The 19,664-nt window shown below is 43.9% G+C and carries 14 protein-coding genes; 6 read left to right on the top strand and 8 right to left on the bottom strand.

The window, feature by feature from the left end:
- Positions 1-423: 423 nt before the first annotated feature.
- Positions 424-1,173, bottom strand: a complete 750-nt coding sequence (locus tag LC608_RS19520) for an isopentenyl transferase family protein (RefSeq protein ID WP_229555096.1) — start codon at positions 1,171-1,173, stop codon at positions 424-426.
- Positions 1,174-1,659: 486 nt separating this feature from the next.
- On the opposite strand from LC608_RS19520, the gene LC608_RS19515 reads away from it, so the two are divergent.
- The 3 genes from LC608_RS19515 to LC608_RS19505 all read left to right on the top strand — a co-directional run bounded on the left by LC608_RS19515 (position 1,660) and on the right by LC608_RS19505 (position 4,870).
- Positions 1,660-2,214, top strand: a complete 555-nt coding sequence (locus tag LC608_RS19515) for a hypothetical protein (RefSeq protein ID WP_229555095.1) — start codon at positions 1,660-1,662, stop codon at positions 2,212-2,214.
- Positions 2,215-2,232: 18 nt separating this feature from the next.
- Positions 2,233-3,720 carry an IS1380 family transposase gene (locus LC608_RS19510; protein ID WP_229555094.1) on the top strand — a complete coding sequence of 496 codons (1,488 nt, stop codon included), beginning with the start codon at positions 2,233-2,235 and terminating at the stop codon, positions 3,718-3,720.
- Positions 3,721-4,006: 286 nt separating this feature from the next.
- The gene (locus LC608_RS19505; protein WP_229555093.1) at positions 4,007-4,870 is read left to right on the top strand and encodes a sensor histidine kinase KdpD; all 864 of its coding nucleotides are present in this window, start codon (positions 4,007-4,009) and stop codon (positions 4,868-4,870) included.
- Positions 4,871-5,139: 269 nt separating this feature from the next.
- Here the strand turns inward: LC608_RS19505 and LC608_RS19500 are convergent, their stop codons facing one another.
- Together LC608_RS19500 and LC608_RS19495 are read right to left on the bottom strand one after the other, a co-directional pair.
- Complete coding sequence (locus LC608_RS19500; RefSeq protein ID WP_229555092.1) at positions 5,140-8,511, bottom strand: PAS domain S-box protein; 3,372 nt, start codon at positions 8,509-8,511, stop codon at positions 5,140-5,142.
- A gap of 12 nt (positions 8,512-8,523) precedes the next feature.
- Positions 8,524-8,802, bottom strand: coding sequence for a DNA-binding transcriptional regulator (locus LC608_RS19495; RefSeq protein ID WP_229555091.1), 279 nt, complete (start codon positions 8,800-8,802; stop codon positions 8,524-8,526).
- 263 nt (positions 8,803-9,065) lie between these two features.
- On the opposite strand from LC608_RS19495, the gene LC608_RS19490 reads away from it, so the two are divergent.
- On the top strand, positions 9,066-9,497 hold the full coding sequence (locus tag LC608_RS19490; protein ID WP_229555090.1) for a hypothetical protein: 432 nt from the start codon (positions 9,066-9,068) through the stop codon (positions 9,495-9,497).
- A 56-nt stretch (positions 9,498-9,553) separates the two neighbouring features.
- The gene (locus LC608_RS19485; protein ID WP_229555089.1) at positions 9,554-13,840 is read left to right on the top strand and encodes a strawberry notch family protein; all 4,287 of its coding nucleotides are present in this window, start codon (positions 9,554-9,556) and stop codon (positions 13,838-13,840) included.
- Positions 13,841-14,596: 756 nt separating this feature from the next.
- Here LC608_RS19485 and LC608_RS19480 read toward each other — a convergent pair.
- Together LC608_RS19480 and LC608_RS19475 are read right to left on the bottom strand one after the other, a co-directional pair.
- Complete coding sequence (locus tag LC608_RS19480) at positions 14,597-15,739, bottom strand: ParB/RepB/Spo0J family partition protein (protein WP_229555088.1); 1,143 nt, start codon at positions 15,737-15,739, stop codon at positions 14,597-14,599.
- Positions 15,739-16,533 (bottom strand): ParA family protein, encoded by a 795-nt coding sequence (locus LC608_RS19475; RefSeq protein ID WP_229555207.1) that lies wholly within the window; start codon positions 16,531-16,533, stop codon positions 15,739-15,741. The genes LC608_RS19480 and LC608_RS19475 overlap by 1 nt, the downstream gene beginning before the upstream one ends.
- A gap of 159 nt (positions 16,534-16,692) precedes the next feature.
- On the opposite strand from LC608_RS19475, the gene LC608_RS19470 reads away from it, so the two are divergent.
- On the top strand, positions 16,693-17,373 hold the full coding sequence (locus LC608_RS19470) for a hypothetical protein (RefSeq protein WP_229555087.1): 681 nt from the start codon (positions 16,693-16,695) through the stop codon (positions 17,371-17,373).
- Positions 17,374-17,732: 359 nt separating this feature from the next.
- On the opposite strand, the gene LC608_RS19465 is transcribed toward LC608_RS19470, so the two are convergent.
- The 3 genes from LC608_RS19465 to LC608_RS19455 form a co-directional block, all read right to left on the bottom strand.
- Complete coding sequence (locus tag LC608_RS19465) at positions 17,733-18,509, bottom strand: DUF4670 domain-containing protein (protein WP_229555086.1); 777 nt, start codon at positions 18,507-18,509, stop codon at positions 17,733-17,735.
- A gap of 161 nt (positions 18,510-18,670) precedes the next feature.
- Positions 18,671-19,084 carry a tetratricopeptide repeat protein gene (locus LC608_RS19460; RefSeq protein ID WP_229555085.1) on the bottom strand — a complete coding sequence of 138 codons (414 nt, stop codon included), beginning with the start codon at positions 19,082-19,084 and terminating at the stop codon, positions 18,671-18,673.
- A 104-nt stretch (positions 19,085-19,188) separates the two neighbouring features.
- Positions 19,189-19,629, bottom strand: coding sequence for a tetratricopeptide repeat protein (locus LC608_RS19455; RefSeq protein WP_229555084.1), 441 nt, complete (start codon positions 19,627-19,629; stop codon positions 19,189-19,191).
- Positions 19,630-19,664: the final 35 nt, after the last annotated feature.

Raw genomic sequence — 19,664 nt, 5'->3', positions numbered from 1 at the left:
GTTTTGTTCAAAGTTTACTGAGACGATATCGTAGCGGTGGCACAGTTGAGCCAAAGCCCCACGGTGGAGGTTAAAAACTGAAGCTCAATAATAAGCAACTGGCATTAGTAGGGTTATTAGTAGAATCAGATAATGACGCTACATTGGTGGAATTGTGCAAGCGATTAGAACTGCATACTTTCTTAAAAATAAATCGTTTTACAATGGGCAAAATCATTCAAAAGCTGAATCTAACGAGCAAGGAAAGCTCCACCCCGGTTAACATCGCCATAACTAGACCCGGATTTCTCACGGATGCTCAAAGCCTGTGCTTGTGCAGGGGAGCAGGGGAGCAGGGGAGCAGAGGAGAGTTATTGTACAAGTTCTTTCCCCTCTGCCCCTCTGCCCCTCTGCCCCTTCCCTCAAGCTTGTGAGAAATGCGGGCTAGACACTTCGCTCGTTCGCCCCAACCTTAGTTCTTGGGAACGCTCGTCGTTGCTCATACTCGACCACAAGCCTATCAAAAGCTCGACGCTGGTCGCGCGAGTACTGTAGGTAAGCCGAAAACATCTGGCCAATCAGCTCAACCTTGAGGGAATCTTCTTGAACAGTATTCCACATCTCATACGGTGACAGCCCAAACCTCTGGCACCAGTCTACAAGTATGTCAAAACCAAGGACAGTTCGCACAAACGCTAATTTGCGCGGGTCTAGCCATACTCTGTCCAGCTCCTCCAAAAGTGATGGCTGTCCAGGGCGAGATATCAATGCATCCTGCATACGACTCCACAGGCGATTGCAGTAAGCCGCTTCGTTCTGGATCGTCAAGTACTCAATTGTGGTTTGGTAGTTGTCCAAAATGCCGCTCTTAAACAGAGCAGTGCAAAGCGAAATTGATCCCCCCTCAAGGAGCAGCAAATTATGCCGAAGTGAGAGTTTGTTGATAATCTGCAACGTTAGTGATAAAGACTCAACTGTAGTAAGCTCTCCGTCTACCACCTGACGCTCCTCAAGGTATGTACGGGTAGTTCCCTCAAGCTCATCAATCAATGGTCTCCCACTACCTGTAGCAAGTTCCTGATAAATTTGTATGCGATCTAGCACAATAACCGGAGCTTTAGTTTGTTTGGCTAACATAATTGAACGTGCAGTTTTGCCCACACTGGTTGAGCCAAGGATTATATGCAGTTGCATGAGGAAAACACTTAATTGGGAAGAATTTTTATGTCATGAGCTTAAACCAAGACATTCCGGGTCAAACATGAGGTATTTACGGGAATTTTGCTTTAGCGATGGCAAGCCTCAGCGTTAATGCTGAAACTAAATATTACAAGTCTTAACTATTTGAACGTCAATGTCTCGCAGCGTTCGGCTTTAACTTTCTTGTTAGGTCGTGCAAGCACAACTTGTAAACCAATGATGATTGGTTTAATGTCCCACGCGAAAAAATGCAGAAGGTAGGAGGCAGAGGGCAGTTTCCTTCTGCCGACTTCAATTACTCCCTGAGATAGATAAATAAGTTAGTAGACATAATGGTATTATCGTCAACAGTATATCAACACCATATCAACAGTATTTTTTAAAATAGCAAGTCTAGTCGCTTACCTGATGGCGTGATTATGCACTCATCGGTCGCCTCATATCTAAATAAAATTACATGACATCACCAAGCGCAAGCAGGTGCAACTACCTTTAGAACGTCTCAATATGGAGCTTGAACGCCAGGTACAAGAGCGAATCGCTCAGTTGCAGCAAGCACTGGACTTTGAAGTAAGGCTCAAAGGGATCACTGAGCAAATTCGCAACAGTCTGGACGAAAGTCAGATATTGCAAGTGGTTGTGCAGGAATTAACCTTGGTGCTAGGCGCAATCTGCTGCCATACAGCTTCCTATAACCTTGAATCTGCCACTTCCACTGTCCGTTATCAGTACACAACCTCTGAATATGAAACTATTGCCTCGTCACTTTTATCTGTTGGTCAGGTAGTTTTCATGAACGCTTTCCCTGAAGTGTACCGTCAGCTTCTGCAAGGTGAGCATTTCCAATTCTGTGAAATAGATGTCAGCACGGTTCGCAAGCCGTTGGCAATTTTGGCTTGCCCCATTATTGATAATCAAGCCATTTTAGGAGACCTTTGGCTATTCAAACAGAAAACGGATGCCTTTAATCCCGGATTTCTCACAAAGCCGGAGAAAAAAGGAGTCAAAAACTGCCAAAATGTCTATTGCACATGAATTCCAGCAGTTTTAAGCATGACCCCTCAGAAAACAGATTGTATACCAGAACAGTTCAAATTTGAACAAGTAAAGTTACGTCCAGTCGTAGTTAATTTCAATGGTGAGACTGTAACATCAGATGCAGGACTAACTTTAATTGCGGAGCTAGACAGAAAAAGGGAGATAACATCACGGCTAGCAGCATGTTTTAAAGATTACCGAGAACAAAATCGAATTGAACATTCGGTCAGTAGTTTAATTGCACAAAGAGTGTACGGATTAATAATGGGTTATGAAGACATAAATGACCACGAAACGTTACGTCACGATGTAATGTTTGCCCTTGCAGTCGGAAAATCTATTACTTCGGGACAACAACCAGTTAGTTTGGCAGGAAAAAGTACATTAAATCGTCTTGAACATTGCCCAGAAAATGTCTCTTCAAAAGCCGATAGCCGATATCATCGGATTGAACATGATGGGGAAGCAATAGAGAAACTGCTGGTTGATATATTTTTAGAATCCTATACAAAACCGCCACGGCAGATAATTTTGGACTTGGATGTTACTGATAATTTAGTACATGGTCATCAAGAAGATAGTTTTTTTAACCCTTACTATAAAGGATATTGCTATGCTCCGCTCTATATTTTCTGTGGGAAACATTTATTAGTATCAAAATTACGAGCTTCTAATGTAGACCCGGCAGAAGGTGCATTACCAGAATTACAAAGAGTAGTTAAACTAATACGTGAGTGCTGGAGTAATGTGAAAATTCTTGTGCGTGGAGACAGTGCCTATTCACGAGAAGATATTATGGCATGGTGTGAATCTCAAGTAGAAGTCGATTACGTATTTGGATTGGCACAAAACAGTCGGCTACTCCAACTGTCCCAATCATCCCAATACCGTGCATCTGAGGAATACTCACAAAAACTACAAACCATAGTAGAGTTTTTTGAAACTTTATTTACTCCGTCATCCGAATTAACAAAACAAGTAGCGACATTGGTTGATAACTCGGTTTGGTATTGTTCGCTTGACTACAAAACCTTAGAATCATGGAGCCGTAATCGTCGTGTTGTGTCAAAAGTTGAGTACAGTAACGAAGGAGTAAATACTCGCTTTGTCGTGACTTCACTCTCTACTAAAAAAGTCCCACCAGGGCGACTTTATACCCAAAAATATTGTCCACGAGGGAATGTGGAGAATTGTTTCAAGGAACAAAAATTAGAATTAAAAAGTGACAAAACTAGTACTCATACATTTGCTGGTAATCAATTACGTCTGTGGTTTACTTCCATAACTTATGTTTTGATGAATGCCCTTCGAGATAAATGTTTGGCAAAAACCAAATTAAAAAACGCTACTGTGGGAACTATTCGGACAAAGTTATTGAAGCTAGGAGCAATTATTACTGTTAGTCGTAGACGAGTTTTAATTGCAATTAGTAATGCTTGCCCCTACAAAGATATTTTTGCAACAGCTTATAATTATTTATCTCGGCTAAAATGTCCTGGTTGATTTTAACCTAATTGGAATTATAACTATTAGCTTGCAATCTGGGTGAGTTTGCTTGATTCAACCCTAATTTTGGTATGTCTATTTTTCTTTCTCAAGCATTTTCGCCACAGTATATATTATTATTCTTGTCTTTGATTTATCTTTAAGCTTTCGGTTTATACGTAATACATCCTATTCTTAAGTCTAATTTGATGATGTATCAAATTAATTACCCTAAATTTTGTTCACGCCCATAATTTTTTATCACTTGTGAGAAATCCGGGTTAATGAGCTAGAAATCGGGCTGGTGCAACAGGTTGCAAATGAATGTGCTTTTGCTATTCGTCAAGCCCGTTTTTATCAGGCATCTCAACAGCGAATTGAGGAACTTGAACGATTGAATCATCTTAAAGATGATTTCGTAAGTACAGTTTCACATGAGTTACGCGCACCCATGACTAACATCAGAATGGCAGTTGAGATGTTAGAAGCTGTTTTGAAACAATCACAGACACTTGAAGCTAAACACAGTAGTGCCACTCGTTATCTGCGAATTTTACGAGATGAGTGCCAGCGAGAAATGAGTCTGATTAATAACCTGCTGGATTTAACTCGTCTTGATATCAACACCGAACCATTAGTGCTGACTACCAACAATCTTAGTGCATGGATTCTTCAGATTCTTGAACCTTTTTCAGAACGATTTCGTACTCAGCAGCAACAACTGCACATAGATATTCCAACTGAAATACCTGTCTTAACTACTGATTTCTTCCAACTAGAGGGTATTCTAGTGGAGCTACTCAACAATGCCTACAAATATACTCCTGCCAACGAAACTATTGCAGTATTGCTACGTGCCACACCGTCAGCTTTGCGATTAAGCGTGAGCAATTCTGGTGTAGAAATTTCTAAAGATGAACTTGCTCATATCTTCGATAAATTCTACCGCATTCCCAGTCATAACCCTTGGAACCATAAAGGAACAGGATTGGGGCTGGCATTGCTTCATAAGCGAGTCGAACAACTCCAAAGCACCATTATTGTGTCTAGTGAGCAGAAGTGGATCACCTTTACATTGCAAATTCCTTGGAGCATAGAGCAGGATCACCCACTAGCAGATTCGAGCAAGTCTGGGGAGCCTCGCGGACAGTTGAACAACGGCGCATAGACGATCGCATTTTAGATATGCCCCGCCCAAGGACAAGGCTTTTCGAGACTGAGTTTGAGGAAAATCTGGCTCGAATCAGTAAACTCCATAAAAAGCACATACAAAATGGTTTGTACTACTGGGAGTTTGTCTACAACTGGATGACCAAAACAATTGGTATGAGGCGGCTGGTGCAGAGGCAGTACGGAATAGATCAGCCGAAGAAAGTTTGATGGTTGGGACATGAAGTCCTGTAGTGTGAGGAAGGCGGTAAGCAAGCCACTTACAAGTCAATATTCAGCAGCGTGAGTTGAAGTGCTATGAACAAGTTTTCTGGTTAATTCAAGGACGATTGCCACCAAAACTTCTGGATCGATGGGTTTGGCGAGGTGACGTTGAAATCCGGCGGCGATGGCCAGCTTTTGATCGAGTTCTCCAGCATAAGCTGTTAAAGCAATAGCGGGAATTTGTGCCCCTAGCTCTTGCCCAAGGGTACGAATTTGTCGCATCAGCATATAGCCATCCATCTGTGGCATCCCAATGTCACTGATGATGATGTTGGGAATAGATTGAGCGAACGCTTGCAGCGCCTCAGTCCCAGATGCTACAGCCCTAACAATTGCACCATCTTGCTCTAAAACAAAAGCAATGAACTCGCGCGAGTCTGTTTCATCATCGACAACTAAAATGTGAATGCCGCTCAAATCACTCTCGTTTACGGGGGATTGATTTAAGGTTCGTGCTTCAGTTACCTGAGGCGCAAGCGGAATTTTAACCGTAAATGTCGCTCCTAGCCCAACACCAGGACTGTCTACTGTGACTGTTCCGCCGTGCATTTCCACAATTTGGCGCACGATCGCTAATCCCAAACCTAGTCCGCCAAATTTACGGGTGGTTGCGCTATCTTCTTGTTGGAAATGCTCAAACACGTAAGGCAGAAAGTCGGAATGAATTCCTTTTCCAGTGTCGGTGATTTGAATTTGGGCGTGATTTTCAACTTGAGATAATGTGATCGTGACTTGCCCCCCATTCTGTGTAAACTTAACGGCATTCGACAGCAGATTCCACACGACTTGCTGCAATCGCCCTGCATCCCCAACCACCACGCCTAGAATGGGCGAGACGATTGTCTGAATTTGGATTGATTTGGCTTCTGCGGCTAGCTGAACTGTTGACAGCGCGGCTGAAATCACCGCATTCAGGTCAATGGGTGAGGTTGATAAGCTCATTTTGCCGCTCAGAATCCGAGAAATGTCCAGCAAGTCATCAATGAGTTGCACCTGAAGCTTGGCGTTGCGTTCAATCGTGGCGAGCGCAGTACTCGTTTTTTGTGCATCCAGCTTTCCTTGCTGCAACAGTTTTGACCATCCCAAAATTGGATTCATGGGCGTTCTCAGTTCATGGGAAAGAACTGCCAAGAACTCATCTTTAATGCGATTACTTCGATCTAACGCTTCAGCTCGTGCTTGTAGCTTTGCAATTAGGTATGATCGCTCTAAGGCAGCAGCTACTTGATTGGCAATCGTTTGCATGAGGTCGAGTTCGTCGGGCTTAAAGCGATCGCGTTGACGAGTTCCCAGTCCCAGCGTCCCCAAAACGTGATTGCCCACGATTAACGGATGGCTAGCATAAGCTCTGATACCGATTGATTGAACTGCAAGGGCGAGTGGATCGGTCGTTGAGAGCGCATTTTCAACGATAGCTGGCTGGCGATGTTGCACCGCATAACCACACACCCCCGAACCTAACTCCAAAAATTTAGCGGATAAAGCAATGTCTTCTGTTATGCCCCCATGAGTATGTAGCCAGAGTCGTTGCTCATCTTCTTGAAACAAGTAATTAAAGTAAACTTCGAGTCCCAAATGAGTCGAAACCTTTTCAAACACACTCGCTAAAAACACCTTAGGATCTTCATCGAGCAACAGATCGTTGGCAACCTCTGAAAGCAGCTTCAGACGTTCGTTGCTTGCTTTGACAGTCGCTTCGATTTGCTTGCGCTCGGTAATATCTCGCGTCACACCTGCTACCGCTTCTATCATGCCATCTACGCTTTCTAGCGGCACGAAAATGTATTCATAGGCACGCGTACCAAATGCACTTGTGTACGGCGTTTCATCTTTGAGTGGTTGGCGCGTTTCGATGACTTGCTGAATCTGTCTTTGGAGTCTAGCTGCTAAATCTGTTGGATACTCCAGGTCAAAAAAGTTTTTGCCAAGGGCTTGGTCCGAAGTTTTTTGCAAGAGGTCGAGCAATGGCTGATTGATATAAGTGAACCGTCCAGACAGATCGAAGGTGTAAATAAAATCCGTTACCGAAGAGGCGATCGCGTCAAATTTTCGTAGTTGTCGCTCGAGTTCGGCAGAAATATGTCGCCAAGCTGCTTCGGCAATTTTGCGTTCAGTGATATCTGCCAATGCCCCAGGAAAAGCAAGCGGTCTGCCATCAGCAGCATATTCAACTCGACCGCGTGCGGCAAGCCATCGCTCCTCGCCTGTCGCCGTACAAACACGGTATTCACTGATAAATTCTTCGCCAGTTTCAATCGCCTGGTTAATCGCAGCGGCTACTTGTGGGCGGTCTTCAGAGTGTATCGCCTGTATAAACAGTTCAATCGGTAAACCGCTCGCCGCCTCCACAGGGTCAACGTCAAACAAGTGAGCAAAGGCTGCATTCACACTCACCAAATTCTCAGGAATCTTCCACCGCCATGTGTAAATAGCTCCTGCTGCTAAAGCAGCTTCCCATTGCACATGGGCTTCCCGGAGGTCAGCTTCGGTTTGTTTGCGATTAGTAATATCAATTGAAATCCCGACCATGCGCTCAGGATTTCCCGCCTCGTCGTCAATCACATGACCCCGAACAAGCACCCAGTGCGTGCTGCCATCATCCCAAACGGTGCGATACTCCACCTCATAAGCGCTGCGGTTGGTAATCGAGTCTTGAATTGCCGCCTGCACCCAAGTCCGATCCTCTGGATGAATCCGCTCTATTATAACTTGGTGCGAGAAATCAGCATTAATTGGCAGACCATAGTTCACTTTGCACTGGTCAGAAGTAGACAGAACATTTGTCTTAATATCAAGTTGCCAAGAGCCGAGTTTACTTGTCTCAAGGGCAAGCTTAAGCTGCTGTTGGCTGGCTTGCAGTTGTTCGTTGACCTGTTTTAACTCCTGCGCTCTGCCATAAATTTCCATCTCCATCTGCTCAGTGCGAGTCTGGAGTGATTGATTTAACTGACGCTGTTCATTTCGCTGCTGCTGCATCCGCACAAACTCGGTGACATCTTCGGCTCGGTGAATAATGTGTGTCATCTCACCGTTTTCATCAAAAACTGGCGAGTTGGTTGGTGTCCAATACCGCTCCTCAAAACCACCGCCTTCTGAAGAGGGGCGGCGAATGTCATACTTTTGCACTGCCATTGTGTGAGGTTGGCGATGCTTGAGTACGCTTTCTAGCGAGGCACGCAAATTCCGAACTCCATTCGCATTTGGATCGTCAGGATTGTCTGGAAAAACCTCGAACAAATACTGACCAACGACCTCTTCTCGTTTAGTCATCGTTGCCCGAAAGTAAGCATCACTTCCCCCGACAATTACAAAGTCGAGTGAGTAGACGATATACAATCCCGGTATTGATTCAAATAAAGTTTGAAAATTCAGCATCCCTTCCCCCGATCACGCTTTGCCAAAGTAATCGAGCAGTTGGGATTGGGCACCTGTTCGATATGTTTCAATAAGTGAATTTCTCAATTGATTGAGCTTGGCTTTAATCTGCTTGAGTGCTAAAGGTAGTGGCTTGGCTCGATTATTTCCCCAACGATTGATCCTCACCAGCGCCACCCCCACCTCAGCCGAAAACTGCTCCTGTGTGAGTCCTAACAATTGCCTCAGTTGATGCATCAGCACTGGTGCGTCAACCTGACGGCTGCTATATAACTTTGATGTATCTACCATAATCAATCCTTTTCCATTTAAAGAATCATAAGTCACATGACCACTGCTTACATACAAATTTAAAGATGCGTCTGTTAATTTCCCGCTTATGCGCTCTGACAGTGTACTCTCGGACTTGGATTTCTTTGCAAACCATTGCCTATTGCAATTAGTGACTTTTTGGATCTTAGCCTTTGCTAAGAAGATTTCAATGCTCTGGGTAAACATAATCACCCGTTTTCTGAATGGGAATTTTCATGGCTACGCCAAGACAAAAGTGAGAGTTGCAACGACCAAACACACGCTTTCTTTCCCAACTGCAACGCCTCACCACATTGAAAAATCACAAACCTTTGGAATTAATCATGGATATCCAAGCTATTCTTACCCTCACGATCCAAGCAGTCGTTATAAGCTTTGTTGCGCTAATGGTTTTCGATTTCATAGATGGTTTGTGGGTTGTACCCTTACCGCTTATAGGATGGCAACCACCAGTTATTGAACAGCCCACAGTTTCTGCAACTTCCCCACAACCTATTCCACAACAGGAAATCCAACAAGCCACTCCAAGGGCGATCGCATTTGAGAAGATTTCCCCCGCATTCCTCACAAGTTTCAAATGCAGAGGGGCGGAGGGGAAAGAACTTGGCACATTGAACTCTCCTCTGCTCCCAAAGCGCGAACCGGCACTTGCACAGGCTTTGAGCAAGGCGTGAGAAATCCGGGTCAAACGGCTACGCCAAAGCGAAAGTGATGTATTCATATAATAGATATGGTCAGCCTTATAGCCACGCAAGGAACTCTGTTTGACCTAGAAACAGTTTTGGATTATGGGCAATCAATCCTCAACGTTGCTCAAGAACTCACCAAATTACTGATTGAGCAACGGACTATCTCCACCAGGACAATCCAAGCCCAGATGAATCGCTACTTTCTAGGCACGGCAGCAGAGGGCGCATGGCAGTGGAAAGACGCTTACGAAGCAGTGGAAGTAGCGCAAATCTTATATCTGCGTCAAAAAGGTTACAAGCTTTTATTAGAGTCGCCGCTAACAGTATTATTAGAATTGGAGAAGTTAGTAGCCCTCTGCCCAACCCAAACACGGCGCAGTGAAGAGTCAGTACAACTTCAGCAATTCTCCACCCCTCTGCCGCTTGCTTATCTGGTAGCCAAAGCAGGATTTATACAAGCTACTGATTTGGTGCTGGAGCCAAGTGCCGGAACTGGTCTATTGGCACAAATGGCTAAACTGCACAGTGCAAGTCTGATGCTCAACGAGCTTGCACCCGATAGAAGTAAGATTCTGCGACGGTTATTCCCTGGCACACCATTATTCTCAGTAAACGCGGAACACATTAACGACTATCTAGTTGGCAAGACTCAGCCCTCAGTTGTGCTGATGAATCCACCTTTCTCTGCATCTCCCAAAATCAACAGTCGCAACCCCGACGCAACTAAGAGCCACATCAACTCGGCATTGCAAAGACTGGCTGACGGTGGACGGCTGGTAACAATTACTGCTAACTGGTTTTCTCCCAATAATCCCACTTGGCGCGAGACTTTCATTAGGTGGCACTCGGAAGCACGAGTTTTAATGTCAGTCGGGGTTAACGGCAAGGTTTACTCAAAACATGGGACAACTATCGACACTCGGATTACAGTGATCGACAAAGTTCCGGCTGACTCCAGCGAAATCCCTTGCATTACTGAAACTTTAAATCTGCCTGAAATACTGGCATTAATTGAGCAGTTGCCACAGCGATCTTCGTGGGAACGCTCAGATATCAAAGCTGCTGCGATGGCGTACCCGCCCGCCGTAGGCATCGCAAAAGTTGTTCAATTGCCAAAACGCTCTGTGGTAGCTCAAGCAGAAACACTTTCTTCAATTCCAGATGTGGTTATTCTGGAATACGAAGTCGTCGAATGGTCTGCTACAGAAGGACTCAAAGATACTTTATATGAAACCTATCGCCCACAACGAATCAGAATTAAGGACGCTTTACCTCATCCGTCCCTACTGTGCGAAAGTGCAGCCCTAGCACTTGTGTCACCGCCAGCACCAACTTATAAACCGCATCTTCCTAGCAACATTCTCACACAAGGCTTGTTGTCAGAGGCACAACTTGAAAGCGTCATCTATGCAGGTCAGGCGCACTGTGAATTTCTGTCTGGGTCTTATATTGTCGATGATTCGTGGGATAATGTGACTGTAGCGGCTCAAGGCGAAGAAAATGCCGTAAAATTTCGGCGTGGCTGGTTTCTTGGCGATGGGACGGGTGCGGGGAAAGGAAGACAATGTGCAGGAATCATCCTCGACAACTGGTGTCAAGAACGAAGAAAAGCTATCTGGGTATCAAAGAGTTCTGCCCTAATTGAGGATGCTCGTAGAGACTGGTGTGCGCTCGGAGGTAGTGAAAAAGACATTATCGACCTCTCAAATATCAAACTTGGCGACCCGATTCCTTTCACCCAAGGTATTCTGTTCTGCACCTACTCAACTCTACGTTCTCAAAAGAATGGCAAAAGTCGGCTTAAGCAAATCGTTGAATGGGCAGGTAACGACTTTGAGGGTGTCATTTCATTTGACGAATGCCACAGTATGGGAAATGCTATGGCGCAAGAGGGAACGCTGGGTATGGTTGCAGCTTCTCAGCAGGGTATTGTTGGGCTTCGACTGCAAAATGCACTTGCCAAAGCCAGGGTTATATACGTGTCCGCAACTGGCGCGACAAAGGTTTCTAATCTTTCCTACGCGAACAGGTTAGGATTGTGGCAGACTGGCGACTTCCCATTCACAAACCGTGAGGATTTTGTGGAGTCTATCTCTGTTGGTGGCATTGCGGCGATGGAGGTGGTGGCTAGGGATTTGAAGGCACTCGGTTTGTATTTGGCGCGATCGCTCTCTTTTGATGGTGTTGAATACAATACTCTTGAAATCGAGTTAACTAAAACTCAAGAAAGGATTTACAACAGCTACGCCGACGCTTTTCAAATTATCCACAATAACCTTTATAAAGCATTAGAAGCGTGTAACATTACTGGCGCGAAAACATATAACCGTGCTGCAAAGATGTCCGCCATGTCTCAGTTCGAGAGCCACAAACAAAGGTTCTTTAACCATCTTCTCACAGGAATGAAATGCCCTACCCTGATCAAAGCGATTGAGCAGGATTTAGTCCAAGGTCTTGCTGTTGTCATTCAAATAGTTTCGACTAATGAAGAACTTTTGAAACGACGACTTGATGAAGTTCCGGCTTCGGAATGGAAGGATCTCAATCTTGACTTGACCCCACGGGAATACCTCATGGATTACCTGATGAGTGCTTTCCCTGTTCATCTTCATTCCATTCATTCAGGTGTTGATGGAGAAGAAAAATCCGAGCCAGTCTTTGACGCTGATGGCTCTCCGGTTATTTCCCAAGAAGCTGTAGCCTTGAGAGATACTCTAGTTGATCGACTGGCAAGCCTTGACCCAATCCCTGGCGCATTAGAACAATTGCTGTGGCATTTTGGTCACAAGCAAATTGCCGAAGTAACTGGTCGCAGCAAGCGAGTTCTGAAAGATGAATCTGGACGTTTGTTTGTGGATTCACGCGGTGGTGGCGCGAATATTGCTGAAACTGCTGCGTTTATGCAGGGAGACAAGCAAATCCTCATTTTCAGTGATGCCGGCGGCACAGGCAGGAGTTATCATGCTGATCTAAATGCTGCGAATCGTAAACGGCGATCGCACTATCTGCTTGAAGCCGGCTGGAGGGCAGACAATGCAATTCAAGGTTTAGGGCGATCGCACAGAACCAACCAAGCATCAGCACCCGTGTTCAGACCTGTTACCACTAACGTCATAGGTGAACGCCGCTTTATCTCAACCATCGCTCGAAGGCTGGATAGCTTGGGCGCTCTTACTCGTGGTCAACGGCAGACGGGTGGCAATGGGATATTTGAGGCTAAAGATAATCTGGAATCGAACTATGCAGAACACGCTTTGTATGAGTTATTTAAGCAAATCTTCCAAGGTCGATTTTATGAAGTGTCACTCGGCACTTTCGAGCAAATGACAGGTTTATCGCTGACTTCCCACGAAGGCGGGATGAAAATCGATCTCCCACCACTACGGCAATTCCTTAATCGGCTGCTGGCTTTACGCATCGATATGCAAAACATCATTTTCGAGCGTTTTGAGTTGTTGCTAAGTCAACAGATTGAAGCAGCGATCGCGGCTGGTGTATATGAGATGGGTGTGGAGACTTTACGGGCTGAACGGTTTACTGTTGAGAGCCAGGAAGCTGTGTACACCCACCCTGCCACAGGTAGCGTAACGAACTATCTCAAAATTGAGCGAGTTCAGAAGAACAACATCAGAACGGCTCAAGAGATGGTTGAGTTTGCTGCCAAGTACCAAGGACAATTCATGGTGAATGAGAAAGGTCGTGCGGCGATAACAATTCCAACGCATAGTATATTCGATGCCGAAGGTGGTGTTGTCCCAAGGGTTTTGCTCGTCCGTCCACAAAAAGAAACTCGTGTCATAGTGGAACAACTGAATTCTTCCACATGGGGGCAAGTTTCTATTGATGCGTTTACTGCTGCTTGGTCTACTGAAGTAAACGAATTACCCAAGTTCACAACCGATTACCTGCATTTGGTAACTGGTATTCTCCTACCCATCTGGAAAATCCTACCACAGCAGAATAGTCGAGTATTCCGACTACAAACCAGCGATGGGCAGAAAATTCTCGGTCGGGTGGTAAATGCTCATGACATTCAAACCGTGCGCGAACAACTCGGACTAAGGAACCAGCTGCTTTCTCCAGAAGAACTTGTGAAGCTGGTACTGAACGAGAGATATACACAGCAGTTGCCGGGTGGTGTAACCTTGCGACGTTCTTTGATTGCTGGTGAACCTCGCATAGAACTGGTTAATGCTATCTCACTGGCAGAGCGACTCTTAGCTGTTGGATGTTTCACCGAGATTATTAACTGGCAAAAGCGCGTATTCATTCCGGTTTCAGACAAAGCACCAGCTATTCTAGCGGCTGTAATTGAAATCTTGGGATAATTTCCAACCTCAAAGACCTAGTAGTTCGCTTTCGTGACGAAAGCAGGGTAAAGGGGAAGTGGGGATAAGGGGCAGGGGGAAGGGGTAAAGGGTTTAAATCCCTTACCCTTTTCCCTTTCCCCTTTCCCCAGTCCTTACAAGCGCATTTTTGGGTTGGCAGACTACTAGATTAAATGTCTGGGTCTTTTTTACTCTCAAAAACTGGGCAGCGATGATAACACCAAGGGAAGTGCAATCTACCATGCAAACGCTCCGCGAGAAATTGATGAAATTTTTGTGGAGAAAGCAATCATGGCTAAGAAAGACTTCACACCCGCCCAAGCCGTTGAGTTGTACATCGGCAACTATCGGTTTGATGCTATCAGAATAGAGCAGACGAAAGAGTACCGGATGTCTCAAAATTAAATCCTTTCAACAATTGGTATCAATTGTAACTGACTAATCACGTTACCTTTTAAAGCACCCAAAGTCTATCAAAACCTTGTATAACAAGGACTAAATCATGTTACCCTTTTTGCGGAATATACTGTCAATGGCGTGGGAATCCGTGCTGAAACTATATCAGTAAAGGATACCAGAATAATCTGGCGCTATTTCGACACAAAAGGAAATAGATGCCTTATAACTCCACCCTGATTACAAATCAAATTCTTCGGGAACCTCTGACGCATTGAAAAATACTGCTGCCGTGCGTGGAACTGGTAAATCAAAACACAAACAATATTCTTTACATAATCAGGGAGTCCTATTAAAAACTTAGCTTTCAGTACTATCTTCTTGTTTTAAAGCTGACTCAATTTCTGTTAGCTTCTTTTGTAACGCTTCGCGCATTTGTACTAATTGTGAACGTTTTATATGAACCAAGGGAATTTCCTGTACTTGACGGATAATTGTATCTACTTGCTTCCTTTTAGAACTAGAGTCAAATTGTTGGGTATGGTGGGTAATCTCGGCTGATACAATTTGACGCGATTGAGCAACTGATAACTTTTCTTGTAGAATCTGCTTTAATATTCGAGTTCGCAGCTTTCGCGCTACCGCTTCTGATACACCCAAAGTTTTTGCAGATAATCGCGCCAAAGACAAAGCGTGTATCCCACCTAGCCCCTGTTCTCGGATAGCCTGCTTCAAATCATCTGGCAATGCTAACATCGGAAAAATATTAGTATTAACAGAAGCTGGATTCAATAGCAGAGACAGTAAAATACAAAAAACTATTTGTTCTGCTTCTCCCAGTCCTAGTAACAATATTTGCTGCTGTTGCTGTTCTGGGCTTGCTAGAACAAGCTCACTTATTTTAACCAGAGTCCCTTGTCGCTCTAGTCGGCGCACTCCAGCCCTTAATATACGAGGAATGTCTTCGATTTTAAGATCAGTTTGAACAGCAATTTCCTTAACTAATGCTTCTGCTGTGTCTAAAGGATTTAGATTTTCTCGATGTAAACTTGCCAATAATACACGTCGATGTAGAGCTTCTGGCTGAGGAATAATTACAGCTTCTAAGGTGGCCCAATTTAATTGTTTAGCACCACGCCAACGACGCTCTCCATCAAATAGTAGGTAGCGTCCATCTTGCTGGGCAATAAGAATAATAGGTTCTTGCTGTCCATTTGATTCCAAAGACAGAGCAATCGCAGTAATACTCTCTTGAGTAAAGGTTCGTCGGGGTTGTTCTGGATTACGATCAATTTGTTCTATCGCTACCGTTAGAACCCCGGATGGCACTAAGTGTTCACGTAATTCGTGAATCTTTGTCTCTAGTTCTTGGTTATCTGTTGACCGTAGTTGAATAATTTCTAACTTTAATTTGTCAATGGTTTCTTTTAGTTCATGAACTTCTTGAGAATATTCAGCACCAGAAAACAGATTAGATAAATCAACTCCAACTTTCTTAACCATTAATCCTTCTTTTTGAGTAACTCAACTAATTTACTTACAATAAGAGAGAAATCAGCACAGGCTGGATGATTTGGACGATATAGATGTAACGGGACTCCAAGACCACTTGCATTCTTGAACTCTGATGAAAAACGAATAGGAGCAAAACCATGAATTTTCAACTTTTCTAGCTGTGGAAGTAATTGGGCTAGAATATTGCGATGGATAGCAAGACGCTGATCATACTGGTTAGGAACAAAGCCTATAATTTGGGGTTCTGGCTTGAGCCGAAGACGATGGTTTGTGTGATATAACCATTCCAACAACTTGCTAGAGCCATCCGCAGATTTCGGCTCTACCTGGACTGGAATGAGTAAATGTGTACAAGCCGAAAGAGCGATTAAAGGTAATGGGCCTAAAGTAGCAGGACAATCAAAAATTACCAAATCATGAGGTAAAGGGTAATCAGCTAGGCGATCTCCTAAAAGGTAGGCTCCTCGCTCGTGTAGGACTAATTCGTTAATCGTTTTAACTAGCCCCATTTCTCCCTGACACGCTTCTACATTTTGTAAATGCTCTTGCCACAGTGGAATTAGAGGCCAATTTCCTTGGAAACCTTCCTGAAGTACTGCTGCAATTGTTTGGCTACCTTTAGGACGTGGCAATCCGCAAAATAAACTAACAGAACCTTGAGGATCTAAATCAATTAAGGCAACACGGAATCCCTCATTTGCTAAGAGATAGGCAAGGTGAACTGCGAGAGTTGTTTTGCCGCTGCCACCTGCGTTCGAGAGCAGTGCTAATCGAACTTGCATGGGCTTTATACAAAAAATGATAATGGTGAGTTTAGCATGTGGAATAATGTTATACCACATCAAACTAGTTTTAGGAACTGCAACTGTCATTTGGCAATAGTTGACAGTGCTTTTCTTGAAGTCTTGGTAATATAAGATTTTTACCGACTAATGCTTTTTATGGAATCTACTAAGCGGCCACCCAAGCCACAACAACCAAAACTGATTAAGCACATCCCTGCGGCTAAACAACCAGAGGTGCAGGAATCGACCAACATTGATGCTCAAGTAGAAACATACCAAGATGTTGCGGAAACGCCTGCTATTTATGCAGCCCCAAAAACAGTAGCTCCGTTAACCGAGAGTGCATCTAAACCAACAGAGAAACAAGAGCTATTTAGCCCTACCCCGGCTGATGACAGGTTGCCAGAAGAACTCACAACTGACCAACAGCCTGACCATCCCCCTGTCGAGGAAAAACCCATGAAGCCGCCAAAAGTTAAGCCGCAGGTGACTGGCAAGCGCAACAAGAAAAAAATAGATTTACCACCAGCAGCCAAACCTCATATACCCTTCCAAGACCGCTCCGATGAACCAGAATTACCGCCAGAACCCTGTCAGCACATGCAATTCCTGGATTGCAACTCGGAAGTAGGGCGTGTGATATTCGAGTGCTACCACTGCTTGCAGGGGATAATCAGCGAGTACACCGGAGATCCCGTGATGGGCGAGTACAAAGGACGACCTTCAGTGATTTTCATAAAGGTAAAATGCCCTAACTGTGAGCAAACAGCGATTAGGCTGCAAGCAAAGGAAGTGCTTTCGACTACGGCGATACCTTCACCTTGGGCAGAAAAGTAAAATATGCATCGACTGCTCTTTTTAATTCGTTATATGGGAAGATTTTAAAAATTGCTCATGGGGTATATATGGGGGCTATATGTACCCCAATTATGATTTAGAAATTTTATGCCGAATAGCCCCTGTATGGGGTACACAGAGGGGCTACTTAGGGTACATTTAAGCCATTTAGTTTTTGTACCCCACTTGGCCCCCAACACAGTTAGGTTAAGGAATTTCTTAGTTATAGAATTCAGGAGTCAGGAGTCAAGAGTTAGAATAAAGCCTTTATGCTAAGTAGCTAACAAAGCAAACAAGGGATCTTAAACTCTCAGTGCGAAAATTCACCAATTCTGGATTCACCAATTCTGCATTCTGGTTTATTCCTCATCCTCGTCTTCTTCCTCATCGTATTCATAATCTGCATAGTCTTTCCCGTGTTTTTCGTACCACAAACGTTCTTCTTCTTGAGCCGCCTCTCGCTGTATCCTTTTCCGTTCTGCAATCTCTGCTTCTAGGAGTTCTTGCTCTAATCTTTCCTTTTCAAACCTTTCTCTTAAGAGCCTTTCTCGTTCTTGGGTTTCTTGCTCTACCCTCTCCCTCTCAAGTTTGATTAATCGCTGCTCAACTCGTCCACAGTAAAAATCTAATGCCTTACCCGTCGCCGCTCCGGTAATTGTTCCACCCACTAGAAATATGAGTCCGGTTCTCCAGCCTTCAATCGGGCCACTGCTCCACTGCAAACTTTTTTGGTTGAACCACACCAGCACAGAGAAGACAGAAATTCCAACTACTGTATTGAGCAGAGCAAAAACTCTTGGTGTCATCTCAGTCTGGCGGAGAATTAGCCACTGTCCCAGCCAGAGGATTGCACCAAAAATCACCGCAGCAATTCCGCTCATGACAGCATTATTTGGATATCTGAACGGATCTAATGTCATATTAATGATCAATGGCACAAATATCAGCACACAGAGCAAAAAGCCAATGAATAAACCAGCAACACTTATCAGGCTCCAGTAGCGACCGAGATAACCGAGGCGGAATTCCAATATCCACTCTTGTACGGGAAGCATTGTAATGTAAAACGCGATTCCTGCACTAACGTAATCGAGCATTGGCAGTTGTTTTACCTTTATATTTAGCGTATTTGGCATAACCGTGCCAAAACCGACAAGAAAGATACTAACCTAAAACCAATTGAAGCGATTGTTACTCAAAGGTTTCTCAGTACATGCGATCACCTACGGTGGGCGGTTACGCCATCGCAGACAGAAATGAAGAAAGAATTTAATTTGTAGCCACTCGACAAAAGTGGCTACTTTTTCGATTTGACTATCCTACTTTCAACCCCAAACAAATCTTTGTAAACTTCATGATCTCGAAAAAGCTCCATAATCAAACTTCGAGTAAAAGCACAGTAAATCATATTCCCTCGCGCCTCATACAAACCAAAAGCTTTAAATAAATCTTTTTTAGCGCCCTCAATATTGCCCAGATGGAATCTGACTGTCCCTCGTCCACAGTATGCTTCTGCACAATTAGCATCTAGAGATAATGCTTTTTCTAAATCAAAGAGTGATTTTTCTACTTCCCCAGATAAAAAACAAATATTCGCCCTATTTATATAAGCTGATAAACAGTTTGGGTCAAGTAAAATTACTTGATTGTAATCTAAGATAGCTGCTGGGTTGTCATTTCCAATTCGCAATTCGCAATTCGCAATTCGCAATTATTACCCCATAACTAAAGTTAGGGGCTTGAATATTGATACTACGTGTTTTGCTTTTTCTCATAATTTAAATTAGTTGTTCTGTACCCTAAATGAATCAATTATCAATCACGTCCACAATTGCGAATTGCGAACTGCGAATTGCGAATTGTTCCGTCACCAGTTAAATTTTTATACGTATCAGCCCGATTTAGATAAGCCTGGACTAATTTTGGATTCAGAGCAATGGCTTTAGTATAATCTTCAATCACCTTGGCAAATTCTGACTTATGACAGATTTTTGATCGAGCTAATCCTCGATTATTATAAGCTTCAGCAAAACTTGGATTCATTGATAATGCATTATCAAAAAGCTGAATTGCATTTTCATATTTTTCGATTTGAAACTGAATTAGTCCTATAGCATTGTGAACTTCGGCAAAATTAGGATAGAAATAAAGTGCATTTCTAAAGCACTCCATCACTCCAGATAAGTTTCCTGATTTGAGATGCTCCATTCCTTTTTCATACCACAGTTGCCCTTGTTCTATATCAATTTCTTCCATTAATTCCACCAAATCTTACCTCTTGTAATTTAAAA

The sequence above is a fragment of the Nostoc sp. XA010 genome (assembly GCF_020829625.1).
In the GTDB taxonomy this organism is placed as follows: Bacteria; Cyanobacteriota; Cyanobacteriia; order Cyanobacteriales; family Nostocaceae; genus Nostoc.
The sequence above is the reverse complement of the archived record's forward strand: the minus strand, read 5'-3'. Positions and strand labels throughout refer to the sequence as shown.

Bases quoted from the DNA above. Each gene is read 5' to 3' on its own strand.
- LC608_RS19520 (WP_229555096.1), bottom strand. From the start codon at position 1,173: ATGCAACTGCATATAATCCTTGGCTCAACCAGTGTGGGCAAAACTGCA.
- LC608_RS19510 (WP_229555094.1), top strand. From the start codon at position 2,233: ATGACCCCTCAGAAAACAGATTGTATACCAGAACAGTTCAAATTTGAA.
- LC608_RS19500 (WP_229555092.1), bottom strand. From the start codon at position 8,511: ATGCTGAATTTTCAAACTTTATTTGAATCAATACCGGGATTGTATATC.
- LC608_RS19495 (WP_229555091.1), bottom strand. From the start codon at position 8,802: ATGGTAGATACATCAAAGTTATATAGCAGCCGTCAGGTTGACGCACCA.
- LC608_RS19485 (WP_229555089.1), top strand. From the start codon at position 9,554: ATGGTCAGCCTTATAGCCACGCAAGGAACTCTGTTTGACCTAGAAACA.
- LC608_RS19480 (WP_229555088.1), bottom strand. From the start codon at position 15,739: ATGGTTAAGAAAGTTGGAGTTGATTTATCTAATCTGTTTTCTGGTGCT.
- LC608_RS19475 (WP_229555207.1), bottom strand. From the start codon at position 16,533: ATGCAAGTTCGATTAGCACTGCTCTCGAACGCAGGTGGCAGCGGCAAA.
- LC608_RS19470 (WP_229555087.1), top strand. From the start codon at position 16,693: ATGGAATCTACTAAGCGGCCACCCAAGCCACAACAACCAAAACTGATT.
- LC608_RS19465 (WP_229555086.1), bottom strand. From the start codon at position 18,509: ATGCCAAATACGCTAAATATAAAGGTAAAACAACTGCCAATGCTCGAT.
- LC608_RS19455 (WP_229555084.1), bottom strand. From the start codon at position 19,629: ATGGAAGAAATTGATATAGAACAAGGGCAACTGTGGTATGAAAAAGGA.